Source organism: Bradyrhizobium erythrophlei (assembly GCF_042430365.1).
In the GTDB taxonomy this organism is placed as follows: domain Bacteria; phylum Pseudomonadota; class Alphaproteobacteria; order Rhizobiales; family Xanthobacteraceae; genus Bradyrhizobium; species Bradyrhizobium erythrophlei.
Genome location: NZ_JBHMET010000154.1, coordinates 1 through 14,584, shown reverse-complemented (window position 1 = coordinate 14,584; position 14,584 = coordinate 1). Strand labels below are relative to the sequence as shown.

Sequence of the window (14,584 nt, the reverse complement as noted above, 5' to 3'; positions counted from 1 at the left end):
CGGCAGCGTCCCCGCTCCCGCCTTGGCGTCCGGATTTCCGGCCCTTTCGCCGGGTCGGGCGGTGCTTTCCAATGTTTCCAGGCATTTCCCGAGCGCCCGATCGCGGCGCCGCCGGACCCGCGCAGCGGCCAAATAACGCGCCCCACGCGGCGCATGGTCTGCCGACCCTCGCGCGCAGGGCCGTTGTGAGCGTTCACTCAACAAGCGTGACCCATTCGCGTGGTGGCGACCGCAGTTGATCGCGCCCCGCTTCATTGCCTATTTGTTAACACGTTTAGCGGTTGAACCAGCGCGGGTCCTGGGCTGACACAATCTTTCAAACGTCAGTCTTTTCAGGGCTCAACGTTGCGTCCAGTCCTTGCGGGCTGGACCCTCCCTCCTATATCAGGCTCACCGTCGCAATATCGCGAGTATTTGAACGTCTGGGGGTTCGGTTCGGAGCGCCGTCAGGGCCCAACCAACCTGCCGTAGCAACAAGGATATGAGAACCATGGGTAAGGTCATTGGGATCGACCTCGGCACGACGAATTCGTGCGTCGCCGTAATGGATGGCAAAAACGCCAAGGTGATCGAGAACGCAGAAGGCATGCGGACGACGCCGTCGATCGTTGCTTTCACGGACGATGGCGAGCGCCTCGTCGGCCAGCCGGCCAAGCGCCAGGCGGTGACCAATCCCGAGCGCACGTTCTTTGCGGTGAAGCGCCTCATCGGCCGCCGCTATGACGACCCGATGGTCGAGAAGGACAAGAAGCTCGTCCCCTACAAGATCGTCAAGGCATCGAACGGCGATGCCTGGCTCGAAGCCGATGGCAAGACCTATTCGCCCTCGCAGGTCTCCGCGTTCATCCTGCAGAAGATGAAGGAGACCGCAGAGGCTCACCTCGGCCAGAAGGTCGATCAGGCCGTCATCACGGTTCCCGCCTATTTCAACGACGCGCAACGTCAGGCCACCAAGGACGCCGGCAAGATCGCCGGCCTCGAAGTGCTGCGCATCATCAACGAGCCGACCGCGGCGGCGCTCGCCTACGGCCTCGACAAGTCGAAGTCCGGCACCATCGCGGTGTACGACCTCGGCGGCGGCACGTTCGACATCTCGATCCTCGAGATCGGTGACGGCGTGTTCGAGGTGAAGTCGACCAACGGCGACACCTTCCTCGGCGGCGAAGACTTCGATATGCGCCTGGTCGGCTACCTCGCCGACGAGTTCCAGAAGGAGCAGGGCATCAACCTGCGCAACGACAAGCTTGCCTTGCAGCGCCTGAAGGAGGCCGCGGAGAAGGCCAAGATCGAGCTGTCGTCGACCACGCAGACCGAGATCAACCTGCCGTTCATCACGGCGGACCAGACCGGGCCGAAGCATCTGACGATGAAGCTGACCCGCGCCAAGTTCGAGGCGCTGGTCGACGATCTGATCCAGAAGACCATCGAACCCTGCCGCAAGGCGCTAAAGGATGCCGGCCTCACCGCCGCTGAAGTCGGCGAGGTGGTGCTGGTCGGCGGCATGACCCGCATGCCGAAGGTTCAGGAAGTGGTGAAGCAGCTGTTCGGCAAGGAGCCGCACAAGGGCGTCAACCCGGACGAGGTCGTGGCGATCGGCGCTGCGATCCAGGCCGGCGTGCTGCAGGGCGACGTCAAGGACGTGCTGCTGCTCGACGTGACCCCGCTGTCGCTGGGCATCGAGACGCTGGGCGGCGTGTTCACCCGCATCATCGACCGCAACACCACGATCCCGACCAAGAAGAGCCAGGTGTTCTCGACGGCGGAAGACAATCAGAATGCCGTCACCATCCGCGTCTTCCAGGGCGAGCGTGAAATGGCGGCCGACAACAAGATGCTCGGTCAGTTCGACCTGATGGGCATTCCGCCGGCTCCGCGCGGCATGCCGCAGATCGAGGTGACCTTCGACATCGACGCCAACGGCATCGTCAACGTCTCGGCCAAGGACAAGGCGACCGGCAAGGAACAGCAGATCCGGATCCAGGCCTCCGGCGGTCTGTCCGAGGCCGACATCGAGAAGATGGTCAAGGACGCCGAGGCCAATGCCGCCGAGGACAAGAAGCGCCGCGAGGCGGTCGACGCCAAGAACCACGCCGACGGTCTCGTGCATTCGACCGAGAAGGCATTGGCCGAGCACGGCTCGAAGATCTCGGACACCGAGCGTCGCGCGATCGAGGACGCCGTCAGCGATCTGAAGGAAGCGCTGAAGGGCACCGACGCCGAGGCGATCAAGGCCAAGACCAATACGCTGGCGCAGGCTTCGATGAAGCTCGGGGAAGCGATGTACAAGCAGCAGGCCGAGGCCGATGCGGCCAAGGACGCTGCGAAGGATGACGTCGTCGACGCGGAGTTCACCGAGGTCGACGACGACAAGAACAACAAGAAGTCTGCTTAACCGGTGGGCTAGAGATGATGACCCTCACACCAAAGAGCACGCCAGGCGTCTCGATGGAGTGGGGGTCATTTTTCGTTAAGCCGGTCGCTGCATCTTCCAGACAGGCACGATCCCTGGCGACGGCGACGAACTTCGGACGGAATTGAAGGATGTCCACCAAGCGCTGCTACTACGAGACCCTCGAGGTCGAACGGAACGCGGACGAAACCAAGCTGAAGTCGGCTTTCCGCAAGCTCGCGATGAAGTGGCACCCGGACCGCAATCCCGGCGATTCGCAGAGCGAGGTCAAGTTCAAGGAAATCAACGAAGCCTATGAGGTGCTGAAGGACGGCGACAAGCGCGCCGCCTACGACCGCTTCGGCCATGCCGCGTTCGAGCAGGGCATGGGCGGCGGTGGTCCGGGCTTCGGTGCGGGCTTCGCCTCGTCATTCTCCGACATCTTCGAAGACCTGTTCGGCATGGCCGGGCAGCGCCGCGGCGGCGGCCGCGAGCGCGGTGCCGACCTGCGCTACAACATGGAAATCACGCTCGAGGAAGCCTTCCAGGGCAAGACCGCGCAGATCGAGATCCCGGTCTCGGTCACCTGCGAATCCTGCTCGGGCACCGGCGCCAAGGCCGGCACCAAGCCGAAGACCTGTTCGCATTGCGGCGGCGCCGGCCGTGTCAGGCAGGCCCAGGGCTTCTTCACGCTGGAGCGCACCTGCCCCGGCTGCCAGGGCCGTGGCCAGATGATCGAGGACGCCTGCACCTCCTGCGCCGGTTCCGGCCGCGTGACGCGCGACCGCACGCTGTCGGTCAACATTCCGCCTGGTGTCGAGGACGGCACCCGCATCCGCCTTGCCGGCGAGGGCGAGGCGGGTATCCGCGGCGGCCCGCCCGGCGACCTCTACATCTTCCTGTCGCTGACAGCGCACCAGTTCTTCCAGCGCGACGGCGCCGACCTGCACTGCCGCGTCCCGATCTCGATGGTCACAGCGGCGCTTGGTGGCGAATTCGAGGTGCCGACCATCGACAAGGGCAAGACCAAGGTCAAAGTGACGTCGGGCACGCAGTCCGGACGTCGATTCCGCATCGCATCAAAGGGTATGCCGGTGCTCCGGTCGCGCCAGACCGGCGACATGTATGTCCAGGTCGTGGTCGAAACGCCGCAGAATCTGACCAAGAAACAGCAGGAATTGCTGACGGAGTTCGAAAAACTGTCGTCCGGTGCAACGCAACCGGAGGCGGCGGGTTTCTTCTCTAAGGTCAAGGACTTCTTCGGAAACCGCTCGGCCTAGTCGTCGCGGTGGTGCTTGACCGTGACGGCTCTGACCTATACGTCTTTATGACTGTTTTCTGACAACCGCTCGATTGTGCGGTCCCGCCTGGTAGCGACATGCCCTTGCAATCGTCCGCGCGTGCGTTGAAGAAGCCCCCCCGTCTCGACGACGAGGTCCGTTTTCTCCGATCATGGATAGAGAAGCCGCTGCATATGGGCGCGGTCATGCCGTCGGGGCGCCTGCTTGCGCGGACCATGGCGCAATATGTCGACCCTGACGCAGAAGGTCCAGTCGTCGAACTTGGACCGGGCACCGGCGCGATCACCAACGCGCTGATCGAGCACGGCGTCGATCAAAAGCGGCTCGTGCTGGTCGAATACAATCCCGGCTTCTGCGCCCTGCTGCGCGAGCGCTATCCGCACGCCAAGGTTGTCCAGGGCGACGCCTATAAGCTCCGCGACTCGCTGTGGGACGTGCTGAAGACGCCGGCCTCGGCCGTGGTCTCGGGCCTGCCGCTGGTCACGAAGCCGATGCTGACCCGCTTGAAGCTGATCCGCGATGCCTTCGCGGCGCTCGCTCCCGGCGCGCCCTTCGTTCAATTCACTTATTCGGTGGTGCCCCCGATTCCCAAGTCGCTGCCGGGTGTGTCCACAGAGGCGTCCGAGCGAATCTGGATGAACCTTCCGCCGGCCCGGGTCTGGGTGTATCGCAAGGGTTGATCGCCCTGCGTCGTCGCGCGGGGCCCGCCCTGGACGCGATTTCAATATGTCCGCGCTGAAAATCCTTGTGATCCCGGGATCGCTTCGCACCGGCTCGCTCAACGCGAAACTGGCGGCCGTCGCGGCGCACGAGCTGGCGCGGCTGGGTGCCGATGTCACCCGCATCTCGCTCGCCGACTTTCCGCTGCCGATCTATGACGGCGACCTGCAGGCCAAGTCGGGGGTCCCGAAGAACGCCGTCAATCTCAAGCGGATGATCGGCGCCCATCATGGCGTGCTGATCGTGACGCCGGAATATAACTCCTCTGTGCCGGCGCTGGTGAAGAACACCATCGACTGGGTGAGCCGCGTGCAGGATCCGCACGAAAACCGCGGCGAGGTGTTCCGGGACCGCATCTTCGCGATCGCGGCCGCCTCCGGCAACCGGCTCGGCGGCACGCGCGCGCTTGCAGCGTTGCGGCTGATCCTCACCGCGTGCCACGCGACCGTGATTCCGAACCAGCTCGCATTGTCGTTCGCCGAACACGCTTACGACGATATGGATCATCTGAAACACCAGGCCGATATCGATGCGATGCGGGCGCTGGTGCGGCAGTTCATCGACTATTCCCAACGCATGATGTGAGGTGACATGCAGCCAGCCAGTATCGCGCCGAGAGACCGGTTGATCGTGGCGCTCGATCTGCCCGCCGTCGCCGCGGCGGAAGCGATGATCGAGAAGCTCGGCGACAGCGTGAACTTCTACAAGATCGGCTATCAGCTCGCCTATGCCGGTGGCCTGCCGCTCGCCAAGCAACTTGCAGGCAGCGGCAAGAAGGTCTTCATCGATCTCAAGCTCCACGACATCGGCAACACGGTCGCGCGCGGCGTCGAAAGCATCGCAACGCTCGGCGCCACCTTTCTCACCGTGCATGCCTATCCCCAGACCATGAAGGCGGCTGTCGAGGCCCGCGCGGGCTCGGGGTTGAAGATCCTCGCGGTCACCGTGCTGACCTCATACGATGACGGTGATCTTCATGCCGCCGGCTACCGTCTCAGCGTCTCCGATCTTGTCGAGGCACGGGCCCAGCAGGCGCAGGTGCTCGGCGTCGACGGTCTTGTGAGCTCGCCCGAAGAGGCGGCCGCGTTGCGCAAGATCGTCGGCCACCAGATGAATCTGGTGACCCCGGGCATTCGTCCCGCAGGGTCCGCGACCGGCGACCAGAAGCGGATCATGACGCCGGCGCGAGCGATTGCCGCCGGCGCAGACTATCTGGTGGTCGGGCGGCCGGTGTTGGAGGCGGCCGATCCCAGGGCCGCGGCCGAGGCTATCCAGGCCGAGATCGCTCAGGCGCTATAGCGTTTTCGAGCGAAGCGGCTACCGGTTCGCGTGAAGAAAATGCGTCAAAACAGAACTTGCTGAACAACAACGGAGAAGAACGATGGCGAAGGGATACTGGATCGGCCGCGTCGACGTGCACAATGAGGAGGGCTACAAGCCCTACATGGCGGCCAACCCGGCCATCTTCCAGAAGTTCGGCGGCAGGTTCGTGGTTCGCGGCGGCAAGTTCACCAGCGTCGAAGGCCAGAGCCGCGCGCGCAATGTCGTGATCGAATTCCCCGACTACGAGACGGCGCTCGCCTGCTACCGCTCGCCGGAATACCAGGCCAACATCAAGGTGCGGCAGCCGCACTCGATCGCCGATCTGATCATCGTCGAGGGCTTTGAGAGCCCGTAGCCCGGATATCGGCCAGCGGGTGTGGTCGCCGGAACAGCCATGGCGGACCGTTGTTTGAGCATGATCCAGGCCGGAAAACCGGTTTCCACTTTTCCGGATCATGCTTTATACGGCCTCTCAGAGGTGAGCCATGGCTGACATGCGTCTGATTGTTGCGGGAGCCGGCGGCCGGATGGGCCGCACGCTGACGCGGGTGATTTCGGAAACCCCGGGGGCGGTTCTGGTGGGGGCGCTGGAAGCGCCGGGCTCGGAGCTCCTGGGCAAGGACGCCGGCGTCCTCGCCGGCCTTCCGGCCAACGGCGTTGCGCTCTCGGCGGACCTCTGGACGATGTCGGCCAACGCCGACGGCATCCTGGATTTCACTGTGCCGGCTGCGACCATCGCCAACGTCGCGATCGCGGCCCAGCGCGGCCTCGTCCACGTCATCGGGACGACCGGCCTGTCGCCGTCGGACGATGCCGTGATCAAGAGCGTGACCGACCGCGCCATCGTGGTGAAGTCGGGCAATATGAGCCTCGGCGTCAATCTGCTTGCGGCGCTGGTCAAGCGCGTCGCGCAATCGCTCGACGAGAGCTTCGACATCGAAATCCTGGAAATGCACCACAAGTCCAAGATCGACGCGCCGTCGGGCACCGCCCTGATGCTCGGCGAAGCCGCCGCCGTCGGTCGGGGAATCGCGCTGGCGCAGCATTCGGCGCGTGGCCGCGATGGATTGACCGGCGCACGGCGTGCCGGCGACATCGGCTTCGCCTCGCTGCGCGGCGGCACCGCGGCCGGCGACCACAGCGTGATCTTCGCCGGTCCGTCCGAGCGCATCACGCTGTCGCACCACGCCGAGGATCGCGCGCTGTTCGCGCAAGGTGCGTTGAAGGCGGCGCTGTGGGCGCACGGCAAGGAGCCCGGCATGTACTCGATGGCCGACGTGCTTGGATTGAGCGAATAAATCTAGCTGAAGCGAAAACGGAAACCTTGAATGAGCGATCGTCTTCTCGTGCTCGTGCGGCACGGCCAGAGCGACTGGAACCTGAAAAACCTCTTCACCGGGTGGAAGGACCCCGACCTCACTGAACAGGGAATCGCGGAGGCCAAGGCAGCCGGCCGCAAGCTCAAGCAGCAGGGCCTGTCGTTCGACGTCGCCTTCACCTCCGACCTCACGCGCGCCCAGCATACGCTGAAGCTGATGCTCGCCGAGATCGGCCAGACCGGCTTGCCGACGACGCAGAACCTCGCGCTCAATGAACGCGACTATGGCGACCTCTCGGGGCTGAACAAGGACGACGCGCGCAAGAAGTGGGGCGAGGACCAGGTGTTGGTCTGGCGGCGCTCCTACGATGTGCCGCCGCCCGGCGGTGAAAGCCTGAAGGATACGCTGGCGCGCGCGCTGCCTTACTACGTGCAGGAGATCCTGCCCGGCGTGCTGCGCGGCCAGCGCACGCTCGTCGCAGCCCACGGCAATTCGCTGCGGGCACTGATCATGGTGCTGGAGAAGCTGACGCCGGAGCAGATCCTCAAGCGCGAGCTCGCCACCGGCGCGCCGGTGGTTTACCGGCTCAACGCCGATTCCACCGTTGCGTCCAAGGTCGATCTGGCCGGGTAAGCGAAGCAGTCGGCACGTCGATCCGTCATCCCCGCGCAACGGCTTTGCCGTTGTCGCTGGAGGAGCGCGCCCTTGCGCGCGTCTCGAAGGATGCACGGCCGCCAGCCGGGCCGTCGACCCTTCGAGACGCGCTTCGCGCTCCCCAGGGTGACGGGGAAGAAACCTTCGCTTTAGTGCAATCCCACCTGGCCGGCTTCCCAGCCGAGCATTGCCTGCTTGCGGGTGATGCCCCAGTGGTAGCCGGTCAGTGCGCCGCTCTTGCCGAGGGCGCGGTGGCACGGCACCACGAATGACACCGGGTTGCGGCCGACCGCGGCGCCGACGGCGCGCGAGGCCTTCGGATTGCTGATCTTGTTGGCGATGTCGGAATAGCTGACCGCGCGTCCCATCGGGATCTTCAGCAGCGTCTCCCACACCCGCACCTCGAAATCGGTGCCGATCAGCACCACGCGCAGCGGCTGGTCCGGACGCCACAGCCGCGTATCGAAGATGCGCTGCGCCAGCGCTGATGTGCCGTCGGTGTCCTCAACATAGGTTGCGTTCGGCCAGCGCCGCTTCATGTCGGCAAACGCCGTCTGCTCGTCGCCGGGGTCGGCGAAGGCGAGGCCCGCGAGCCCGCGGGCAGTCGCGATCACGATCGCGGTGCCGAATGGCGAGGGATGGAAGCCAACGCGCAGCGTCATGCCGGCGCCACCGTTCTTCCATTCGCCCGGCGACATCGCCTCATGGGTAACGAACAGGTCATGCAGGCGGCCCGGCCCCGACAGGCCGGAGTCGAGTGCCGCGTCGAGCACGCTTGCCGAGTCGCGCAACAAGCCCTTGGCGTGGTCCAGGGTCAGTGCCTGCATGAAGGCCTTCGGAGTGAGCCCGGCCCAGCGGCGAAACAGATGGTGGAGCTCATCCGGCGTCACGGCGGCGGCATCAGCCATCGCCTCGATGGTCGGCTGCGTGCGCCAATGCTCCGAGATGAAGGCGATCGCACGCCGCACTGAGTCATAGTCGCGCAGCGCGGCGTTCTGCAGGCCCGGCTTGGCCAAGCGCTGGTCATGTATGGCGAGTGTCATCATGGGATCTGATTTAGGAGCCATCGCGCGTCCAAACCACCCGATTTCCGACAAAGCATGATCCGGAAAAGTGGAAACCGGTTTTCCGAAAAGATCATGCTCAAACAAGGAGCTAGTGAATGGGATTGTAGGTCGGGCCGCGCTTGGCGGTGTTCAGTGCGGCGACCAAGGCTTTGGAAAAGCTGGCCTTTTCATCCGGGCTGAGGAAGCTGCCGACGCTCACCCGGCGGCCCCTGGAGACCAGATAGAGCCGCTCGATGCCGAACTCCTCATGCGAGATCTGCTCGAACTGGACCCAGAGCGGATTGAGCACCCATTCCACCACATGGCCACGATGGCTGATCCGGCGCACCCGCAATTCCGACGGCGTCACCGTGACCTCTTCGCTCGCCCGGGCGGTGCGGAAATTGACCTTGAACGCCCAATAGATCACCAGCACGTCGAGCCCGAAAAAGCCGAAGATCGGCCAGGCCCCCATCCACCAGAACACCGCGCCGGCGATGAAGCTGATCACCGTCACGAAGCTCATCAGCACCACGAAGCCGGTGCGGTTGAGCGAGCGATGCGGCGTCAGCAACGCCGAGAACAGCTTCGGCTCGTCCTCGCGCCCGCCAGCCTCAAACTCGCTCTTGGGATCAAAATCGTTGCCTGCGGTCATGACGTATCAGTATATCCCGATCATGGCCAAAATCATCCGCGCCCAACGTACAAAAACATCCAGCGTGCGATCCGCACCGAAGAAGCCTGCGAACAAGGCAACGAAATCGTTGCCTCAACGCGCGGCCAAAAAATCGGCCAAGCCGAAACTTAAATCCAAGCCTTGGACGGCGGCGGAAGTCTATGAAGCCTTCAACCGGTTCCGCAAAGCCAATCCCGAGCCGAAGGGCGAGCTGGAACATCTCAACCCCTACACGCTGCTGGTCGCGGTGGTGCTGTCGGCGCAGGCGACCGACGCCGGCGTCAACAAGGCGACCCGCGAATTGTTTGCGGTCGCCGACACGCCGGAGAAGATGCTCGCGCTCGGCGAGGAGAGAGTGCGCGATTACATCAAGACGATCGGGCTCTATCGCAACAAGGCCAAGAACGTCATCGTGCTCTCGGAGAAACTGATCGCCGAGTTCGGCGGCGAGGTGCCGCGCACGCGAGCTGAGATCGAGTCGCTGCCGGGCGCCGGCCGCAAGACCGCGAATGTCGTGCTCAACATGGCGTTCGGCGAACACACGATGGCGGTCGACACCCACGTGTTTCGCGTCGGCAATCGCACCGGGCTCGCGCCGGGCGAGACGCCGCTCGAAGTCGAGCTGGGCCTGGAGAAGGTGATCCCGCCCGAATTCAAGCTGCACGCCCATCACTGGCTGATCCTGCATGGCCGTTACACCTGCCTCGCGCGCAAGCCGCGCTGCGAGGTATGCCTGATCAATGATCTTTGCCGGTGGCCGGAGAAGACCGTCTGAGGCATGATCGAGGTTCTGTTGCTGTGCCTTGTCCGGCGGACCGGGGCGAGCGGCTCGCAATTCGCGCTGCTGCCGCGCGGGTGCAGCGCGAGGCGAACGTGCTGGCCTATATCGACGGTTTCTGGTTGTGCTTCTGGCTCGCGATAACAGCTCTCTTTCTGGTCGCGCTGATCACGCGCGCGCCGCCGGGGCCGTTCACGCCGGAACCGTTCGGCTTCGCGAAGCGCGTGCTGCGAAAATGCGGCGTCGCTATTGCACCGGCTCGCGGTTAGAGCATTCAACTTATAGTGAAGGTGATGGGCGCCTGATGACCGGCGTGCCTGAAATATTCGGCTCATCGCGCGGTTCCATAGCAGGGGATCGGAACCAGGATGAGTTGAATGAAGCAAACGGCCGCGCTTGTCTCGATGGCGACCTCGGTTCCACCGCACCTGTTCCATCAGGGACAAATCCTGAAAGCTGCGCGCGATCTCCTGGCCGACCGCTATCCGCAATTTGAAACGCTTTCGAGCCTGTTCGCCAATACCGGCATCCAGCATCGCTACGGCGTCAAACCGATCGAATGGTATCTCGAGCGGCGCGGCTGGCCGGAGCGGACCCAAGCCTTCCTGGAAGGCGCCGAATCGCTGTTTGTCGATGTCGCGCGCAAGGCGATTGCGCGCGCCGATCTCTCCGGCAGTGACATCGATATCGTGGTCACGGTGTGCTCGACCGGGATTGCGACGCCGACGCTGGAGGCGCGCGTCGCCGGCAAGCTCGGCTTGCGGGCGGACGTATCGCGCGTGCCGGTGTTCGGGCTTGGCTGCGCGGGTGGCGTGTCGGGCCTGTCGATCGCAGCGCGGCTTGCGGAAGCGCGTCCCGGCGCCAATGTGCTGCTGGTCGCGCTCGAGCTTTGCACGCTCGCGGTCCGGCATGACGAACTCACCAAGGCGAACATCGTCGCGGCCAGCCTGTTCGGCGACGGCGCTGCGGCGATCGTGCTGCGCGCCGGCGACGGCGGTACGACGCGGATCGAGGCCAGCGGCGAAAAGCTCTGGCCGGATACGCTCGACATCATGGGGTGGACGGTCGACCCGGAAGGGTTCGGCGTGGTCTTTCAGCGCACCATTCCTGATTTCGTCCGCGACCACATGGCGCCGGCGGTTGCCGAGATCCTCGCGCGGATGAAGCTGACGGTTGCCGATGTCGACCGCTTCCTGTGCCATCCCGGCGGCACCAAGGTCATCGCGGCCCTGGAGCGGGCGCTGGCGCTCGATCAGGGCACGCTCGATCATGAGCGCGACGTCATCGCCGATTGCGGCAACATGTCGGCGCCGACGGTTCTCTTCGTCCTCGAACGCGCCCGCGCCAAGGGCCTGCCGCCGCGCTCGCTGCTGACGGCACTCGGGCCCGGCTTCACCGTCAGCTGCGTCGCGCTACGGCACGCGGCGTGAGCTTCGCGTCGATCATCCTCGTGCTGGTGACGCTGCAGCGTCTCGGCGAGCTCATGCTGTCACGGTACAACACGCGGCGGCTTCTGGCGCGCGGCGCCATCGAAGTCGGCGCCAATCATTATCCGCTCATCGTATCGCTTCACGCCGCCTGGCTGATCGTTCTGTGGCTTTGGGGCCGCGATCAGGACGTCAACCTGGCGGCGCTTGCCGCCTACCTGGTGTTGCAGGGCTACACTCGGGCCCCGCTGGACCACGCGGATCATCGTGCTGCCCGGCAAACCGCTGGTGGCATCCGGGCCCTATCGGTTCGTCTCGCATCCCAACTATGTCGTCGTCGTAGGCGAAATCGCGCTGCTTCCGCTCGCGCTGCATTTGCCGCTGACGGCACTGATCTTCACGGTCCTCAATCTCGCGGTGCTCGCCGTGCGAATTCGCGTCGAGGAGCGCGCGCTCTCCGATCTCGGCCGGCCGCGCACAAACACGCCATGAGCGGTCGGGCAGCGCATCGCATTGACAGTCCATCGGTTGCGACCTGGGCAGGGTTCCTCCTGATGTGCTTCGGCATGTTCATGGCGATCCTCGACATCCAGGTGGTCGCGACCTCGTTGCCGACGATCCAGCGCGCGCTCGCGATCTCGCCGGCGGCGATGAGCTGGATCCAGACCGCCTATCTGATCGCGGAAGTGATCGCTATACCGCTGACCGGACTGTTCACGCATGGGCTGTCGCTGCGATGGCTGTTCGTGATCGCCGTGAGCCTGTTCACCGTCGCGTCGATCGGCTGTGCCTTCAGCGGCGGTTTCGCCGTGCTGCTGATCTTCCGCGTAGTGCAGGGGTTTTCCGGCGGCGTCCTGATCCCGGCGGTGTTCTCCGCGGTGTTCATGTTGTTCCCGCCGCGGCTCCATGCCGTGGCCACCACGATCGGCGGCGTCGTTGCGGTGCTTGCGCCCACGGTGGGGCCTGTCGTCGGCGGCTGGATCACGCAGACCTGGTCGTGGCCTTGGCTGTTCCTGATCAACGTCGTTCCAGGAATCATTGCGGCCTCCGTCACCCCGTTCCTGCTGCCGCGCGAGGCCACGCATCTGCGCAACCTGGCGAAGCTGGACCGATGCTCGCTTGTCCTGCTCGCAGCGGCGCTGGCAAGCTTCGAGATCGGGCTGAAGGAGGCGCCGCAGCGCGGCTGGGTCTCGCTGCTTTGCGTGAGCCTGCTTGCGGGAAGCATCGCCGGAATGGCGATCGCCATCCGGCGCACGCTGCGCGCGGCGTATCCGATCGCGCGGCTGTCGACGTTCAGGCGACGGTCGTTCGCGATCGGCTGCTCCTTAAGCTTCTGCCTCGGCGACGGCCTGTATGGATCGACCTATCTGATGCCGGTCTTTCTCGGCTTCGTCCGGCGCCATGATGCCTTCGAGATCGGCTCTATCATGCTGGTTACGGGGATCGCGCAGCTCGCCGCAGCGCCGGTGGCGGCGATCCTCGAGAGCCGCCTTGGCGCGCGCGTGCTGACTGGTGCCGGCTTTGCGTTGTTCGCGCTCGGCCTCGGCTTGAGCGCGCTTCAGCCGCGCACCGCCGATTTCGACGACATGTTCTGGCCGCAGATCGTGCGCGGCGTCGCGATCATGTTCTGCCTGCTGCCGCCGACGCGCATTGCGTTGGGCGCATTGCCGGAAGCGGACGTCGCTGATGCCAGTGGGCTGTTCAACCTGATGCGCAATCTCGGTGGCGCGATCGGTATCGCCCTGATCGACACGATCCTGTACGGCCGAAGCCCGATCTACGGCGAGGATTTTCGCGCGCGTCTGCTGGCTGGAGATATCACCGCGGCGCAGGCGATCGGGCTCGATCCGAAGCTGCTCATCGACCGCCCGCCGGGGCCGCCCGACGAAGCCACGGTGGCATTCGTCCGCCCATTGGTCGAGCGCGCGTCGCTTGCGCTCTCTGTCAACGAGGCCTGGGCGATGCTCGCCTTCGTGGCGATCGTCGGATTGCTGCTGGTGCCGTTCGCGCGCGACCGGGCACCCGCATTGCTGGCAGTGCCGTCGGACGCGGCCTAGCCTAGACCATCGGCACGTTGCTTCGCCGCACCGGTTCGATCAGTTCGGGCCGCGAGCCGGACAGGCGCTTGTGCATGTGGACCATGAAGGCCATGCCGAACAGCGGCGTCGCCAGATTGACGATCGGGATCGAGACGAAGGCGGCGATGATCAGCCCGGCGGTGAACACCGTCGCAGCGTTGTCCCGGCGCATCGCCTTGGCCTCGGCCGGCGAGCGGAACCGCATTGCCGCGAGCTCGAAATATTCGCGGCCGAGCAGCCAGGCGGTGGCGATGAAGAACACCAGGAAGCCGGCGCCGGCGAACAACACGAAGGGCAGCGCGATCAGGTAGACCAATATCGTCAGCAGCGCGGTTTTGACGCCCTCGGTCATCGCGAGCGAAAATGGTAACGCGACGCCAGGCCGTTCCGCCGGATAGTGCTCGCGCTCGACATGGTCGGCGACGTCGTCGACGAACAGGCTCGCCACCAGCGAGGTGATCGCGGGCATCAGGAAGATGCCGCCGAGCACGACGCCGAGGCCGGCGGCGATCGAGACGATCCAGGACAGCACGTTGAGCGTGGAATGGAAGTTCGGGCCGAGCATGCCCTCGGCCCAGACCTCGCCGTAGTCGGCGAACCAGCTCAGCAGCCGCTGCAATCCGACCGCCAACGCGGTGATCAGCACCAGCGCGAGGGCGATCGAGCGCCACAGGATGGAGCGCATCGGCGGCGACAGGATTTGCGAAAGCGCCTTGACGGCGGCGTCCAACATGGCGGGGCACCCTCTCCCAAAAGCGTTTTCAAGCGAAGTGGGCACCGGTTCGCGTGAAGAAAACGCGTCAAAACAATAACCTAGAGCATTTTCCGACCTGGTGGAATCGGAAGGGATTCCCTTTCGGGGCAAATCGTGAT

At 64.8% G+C, this 14,584-nt stretch carries 14 protein-coding genes and 2 pseudogenes; 13 read left to right on the top strand and 3 right to left on the bottom strand.

Annotation, left to right across the window (positions count from 1 at the left end):
- Positions 1-490: 490 nt before the first annotated feature.
- The 8 genes from dnaK (at position 491) to ACFFWD_RS23420 (ending at position 7,685) form a co-directional block, all read left to right on the top strand.
- Positions 491-2,392 (top strand): molecular chaperone DnaK, encoded by a 1,902-nt coding sequence (gene dnaK / locus ACFFWD_RS23455; protein ID WP_376968977.1) that lies wholly within the window; start codon positions 491-493, stop codon positions 2,390-2,392.
- Between the two features lie 149 nt (positions 2,393-2,541).
- Positions 2,542-3,669 (top strand): molecular chaperone DnaJ, encoded by a 1,128-nt coding sequence (gene dnaJ / locus ACFFWD_RS23450; protein ID WP_376968975.1) that lies wholly within the window; start codon positions 2,542-2,544, stop codon positions 3,667-3,669.
- Positions 3,670-3,767: 98 nt separating this feature from the next.
- Positions 3,768-4,370, top strand: coding sequence for a class I SAM-dependent methyltransferase (locus tag ACFFWD_RS23445; RefSeq protein ID WP_376968973.1), 603 nt, complete (start codon positions 3,768-3,770; stop codon positions 4,368-4,370).
- Positions 4,371-4,416: 46 nt separating this feature from the next.
- Complete coding sequence (locus ACFFWD_RS23440; protein ID WP_376968971.1) at positions 4,417-4,995, top strand: NADPH-dependent FMN reductase; 579 nt, start codon at positions 4,417-4,419, stop codon at positions 4,993-4,995.
- A gap of 6 nt (positions 4,996-5,001) precedes the next feature.
- The gene (pyrF, locus tag ACFFWD_RS23435; RefSeq protein ID WP_376968969.1) at positions 5,002-5,709 is read left to right on the top strand and encodes an orotidine-5'-phosphate decarboxylase; all 708 of its coding nucleotides are present in this window, start codon (positions 5,002-5,004) and stop codon (positions 5,707-5,709) included.
- Between the two features lie 82 nt (positions 5,710-5,791).
- Positions 5,792-6,088 (top strand): DUF1330 domain-containing protein, encoded by a 297-nt coding sequence (locus tag ACFFWD_RS23430; protein WP_376968967.1) that lies wholly within the window; start codon positions 5,792-5,794, stop codon positions 6,086-6,088.
- A 130-nt stretch (positions 6,089-6,218) separates the two neighbouring features.
- A complete protein-coding gene (gene dapB / locus ACFFWD_RS23425; RefSeq protein WP_376968965.1) occupies positions 6,219-7,031 on the top strand; it encodes a 4-hydroxy-tetrahydrodipicolinate reductase in 813 nt (270 codons plus the stop codon).
- Positions 7,032-7,061: 30 nt separating this feature from the next.
- Positions 7,062-7,685 carry a 2,3-bisphosphoglycerate-dependent phosphoglycerate mutase gene (locus tag ACFFWD_RS23420; RefSeq protein ID WP_376968963.1) on the top strand — a complete coding sequence of 208 codons (624 nt, stop codon included), beginning with the start codon at positions 7,062-7,064 and terminating at the stop codon, positions 7,683-7,685.
- Between the two features lie 170 nt (positions 7,686-7,855).
- Here the strand turns inward: ACFFWD_RS23420 and ACFFWD_RS23415 are convergent, their stop codons facing one another.
- Together ACFFWD_RS23415 and ACFFWD_RS23410 are read right to left on the bottom strand one after the other, a co-directional pair.
- Positions 7,856-8,752, bottom strand: coding sequence for a methylated-DNA--[protein]-cysteine S-methyltransferase (locus tag ACFFWD_RS23415; protein WP_376969387.1), 897 nt, complete (start codon positions 8,750-8,752; stop codon positions 7,856-7,858).
- A gap of 109 nt (positions 8,753-8,861) precedes the next feature.
- Positions 8,862-9,407 (bottom strand): DUF2244 domain-containing protein, encoded by a 546-nt coding sequence (locus tag ACFFWD_RS23410; protein ID WP_376968961.1) that lies wholly within the window; start codon positions 9,405-9,407, stop codon positions 8,862-8,864.
- 22 nt (positions 9,408-9,429) lie between these two features.
- Here ACFFWD_RS23410 and nth point away from each other — a divergent pair, with 22 nt between their 5' ends.
- The 5 genes and pseudogenes from nth to ACFFWD_RS23385 all read left to right on the top strand — a co-directional run bounded on the left by nth (position 9,430) and on the right by ACFFWD_RS23385 (position 13,690).
- Positions 9,430-10,203: an endonuclease III gene (gene nth / locus ACFFWD_RS23405; RefSeq protein ID WP_376969385.1), complete on the top strand. Its 774-nt coding sequence runs from the start codon at positions 9,430-9,432 to the stop codon at positions 10,201-10,203.
- A gap of 71 nt (positions 10,204-10,274) precedes the next feature.
- A pseudogene (locus ACFFWD_RS23400) lies at positions 10,275-10,475 on the top strand (MFS transporter); the annotation flags it as partial.
- 108 nt (positions 10,476-10,583) lie between these two features.
- Positions 10,584-11,636 (top strand): type III polyketide synthase, encoded by a 1,053-nt coding sequence (locus ACFFWD_RS23395; protein WP_376968959.1) that lies wholly within the window; start codon positions 10,584-10,586, stop codon positions 11,634-11,636.
- Positions 11,633-12,125, top strand: a pseudogene (locus ACFFWD_RS23390) (isoprenylcysteine carboxyl methyltransferase family protein). The gene ACFFWD_RS23395 and the pseudogene ACFFWD_RS23390 overlap by 4 nt, the downstream one beginning before the upstream one ends.
- Before the next feature lie 62 nt (positions 12,126-12,187).
- Positions 12,188-13,690: a DHA2 family efflux MFS transporter permease subunit gene (locus ACFFWD_RS23385; RefSeq protein WP_376969383.1), complete on the top strand. Its 1,503-nt coding sequence runs from the start codon at positions 12,188-12,190 to the stop codon at positions 13,688-13,690.
- A 1-nt stretch (position 13,691) separates the two neighbouring features.
- Here ACFFWD_RS23385 and ACFFWD_RS23380 read toward each other — a convergent pair whose 3' ends face one another.
- A complete protein-coding gene (locus tag ACFFWD_RS23380; RefSeq protein ID WP_376968957.1) occupies positions 13,692-14,444 on the bottom strand; it encodes a sulfate transporter family protein in 753 nt (250 codons plus the stop codon).
- Positions 14,445-14,584 lie beyond the last annotated feature (140 nt).

Excerpts from the sequence above, each read along its gene's own strand:
- dnaK (WP_376968977.1), top strand. The coding sequence starts at position 491 with ATGGGTAAGGTCATTGGGATCGACCTCGGCACGACGAATTCGTGCGTC.
- dnaJ (WP_376968975.1), top strand. The coding sequence starts at position 2,542 with ATGTCCACCAAGCGCTGCTACTACGAGACCCTCGAGGTCGAACGGAAC.
- ACFFWD_RS23445 (WP_376968973.1), top strand. The coding sequence starts at position 3,768 with ATGCCCTTGCAATCGTCCGCGCGTGCGTTGAAGAAGCCCCCCCGTCTC.
- ACFFWD_RS23440 (WP_376968971.1), top strand. The coding sequence starts at position 4,417 with ATGTCCGCGCTGAAAATCCTTGTGATCCCGGGATCGCTTCGCACCGGC.
- pyrF (WP_376968969.1), top strand. The coding sequence starts at position 5,002 with ATGCAGCCAGCCAGTATCGCGCCGAGAGACCGGTTGATCGTGGCGCTC.
- ACFFWD_RS23430 (WP_376968967.1), top strand. The coding sequence starts at position 5,792 with ATGGCGAAGGGATACTGGATCGGCCGCGTCGACGTGCACAATGAGGAG.
- dapB (WP_376968965.1), top strand. The coding sequence starts at position 6,219 with ATGGCTGACATGCGTCTGATTGTTGCGGGAGCCGGCGGCCGGATGGGC.
- ACFFWD_RS23420 (WP_376968963.1), top strand. The coding sequence starts at position 7,062 with ATGAGCGATCGTCTTCTCGTGCTCGTGCGGCACGGCCAGAGCGACTGG.
- ACFFWD_RS23415 (WP_376969387.1), bottom strand. The coding sequence starts at position 8,752 with ATGATGACACTCGCCATACATGACCAGCGCTTGGCCAAGCCGGGCCTG.
- ACFFWD_RS23410 (WP_376968961.1), bottom strand. The coding sequence starts at position 9,407 with ATGACCGCAGGCAACGATTTTGATCCCAAGAGCGAGTTTGAGGCTGGC.
- nth (WP_376969385.1), top strand. The coding sequence starts at position 9,430 with ATGGCCAAAATCATCCGCGCCCAACGTACAAAAACATCCAGCGTGCGA.
- ACFFWD_RS23395 (WP_376968959.1), top strand. The coding sequence starts at position 10,584 with ATGAAGCAAACGGCCGCGCTTGTCTCGATGGCGACCTCGGTTCCACCG.
- ACFFWD_RS23385 (WP_376969383.1), top strand. The coding sequence starts at position 12,188 with ATGTGCTTCGGCATGTTCATGGCGATCCTCGACATCCAGGTGGTCGCG.
- ACFFWD_RS23380 (WP_376968957.1), bottom strand. The coding sequence starts at position 14,444 with ATGTTGGACGCCGCCGTCAAGGCGCTTTCGCAAATCCTGTCGCCGCCG.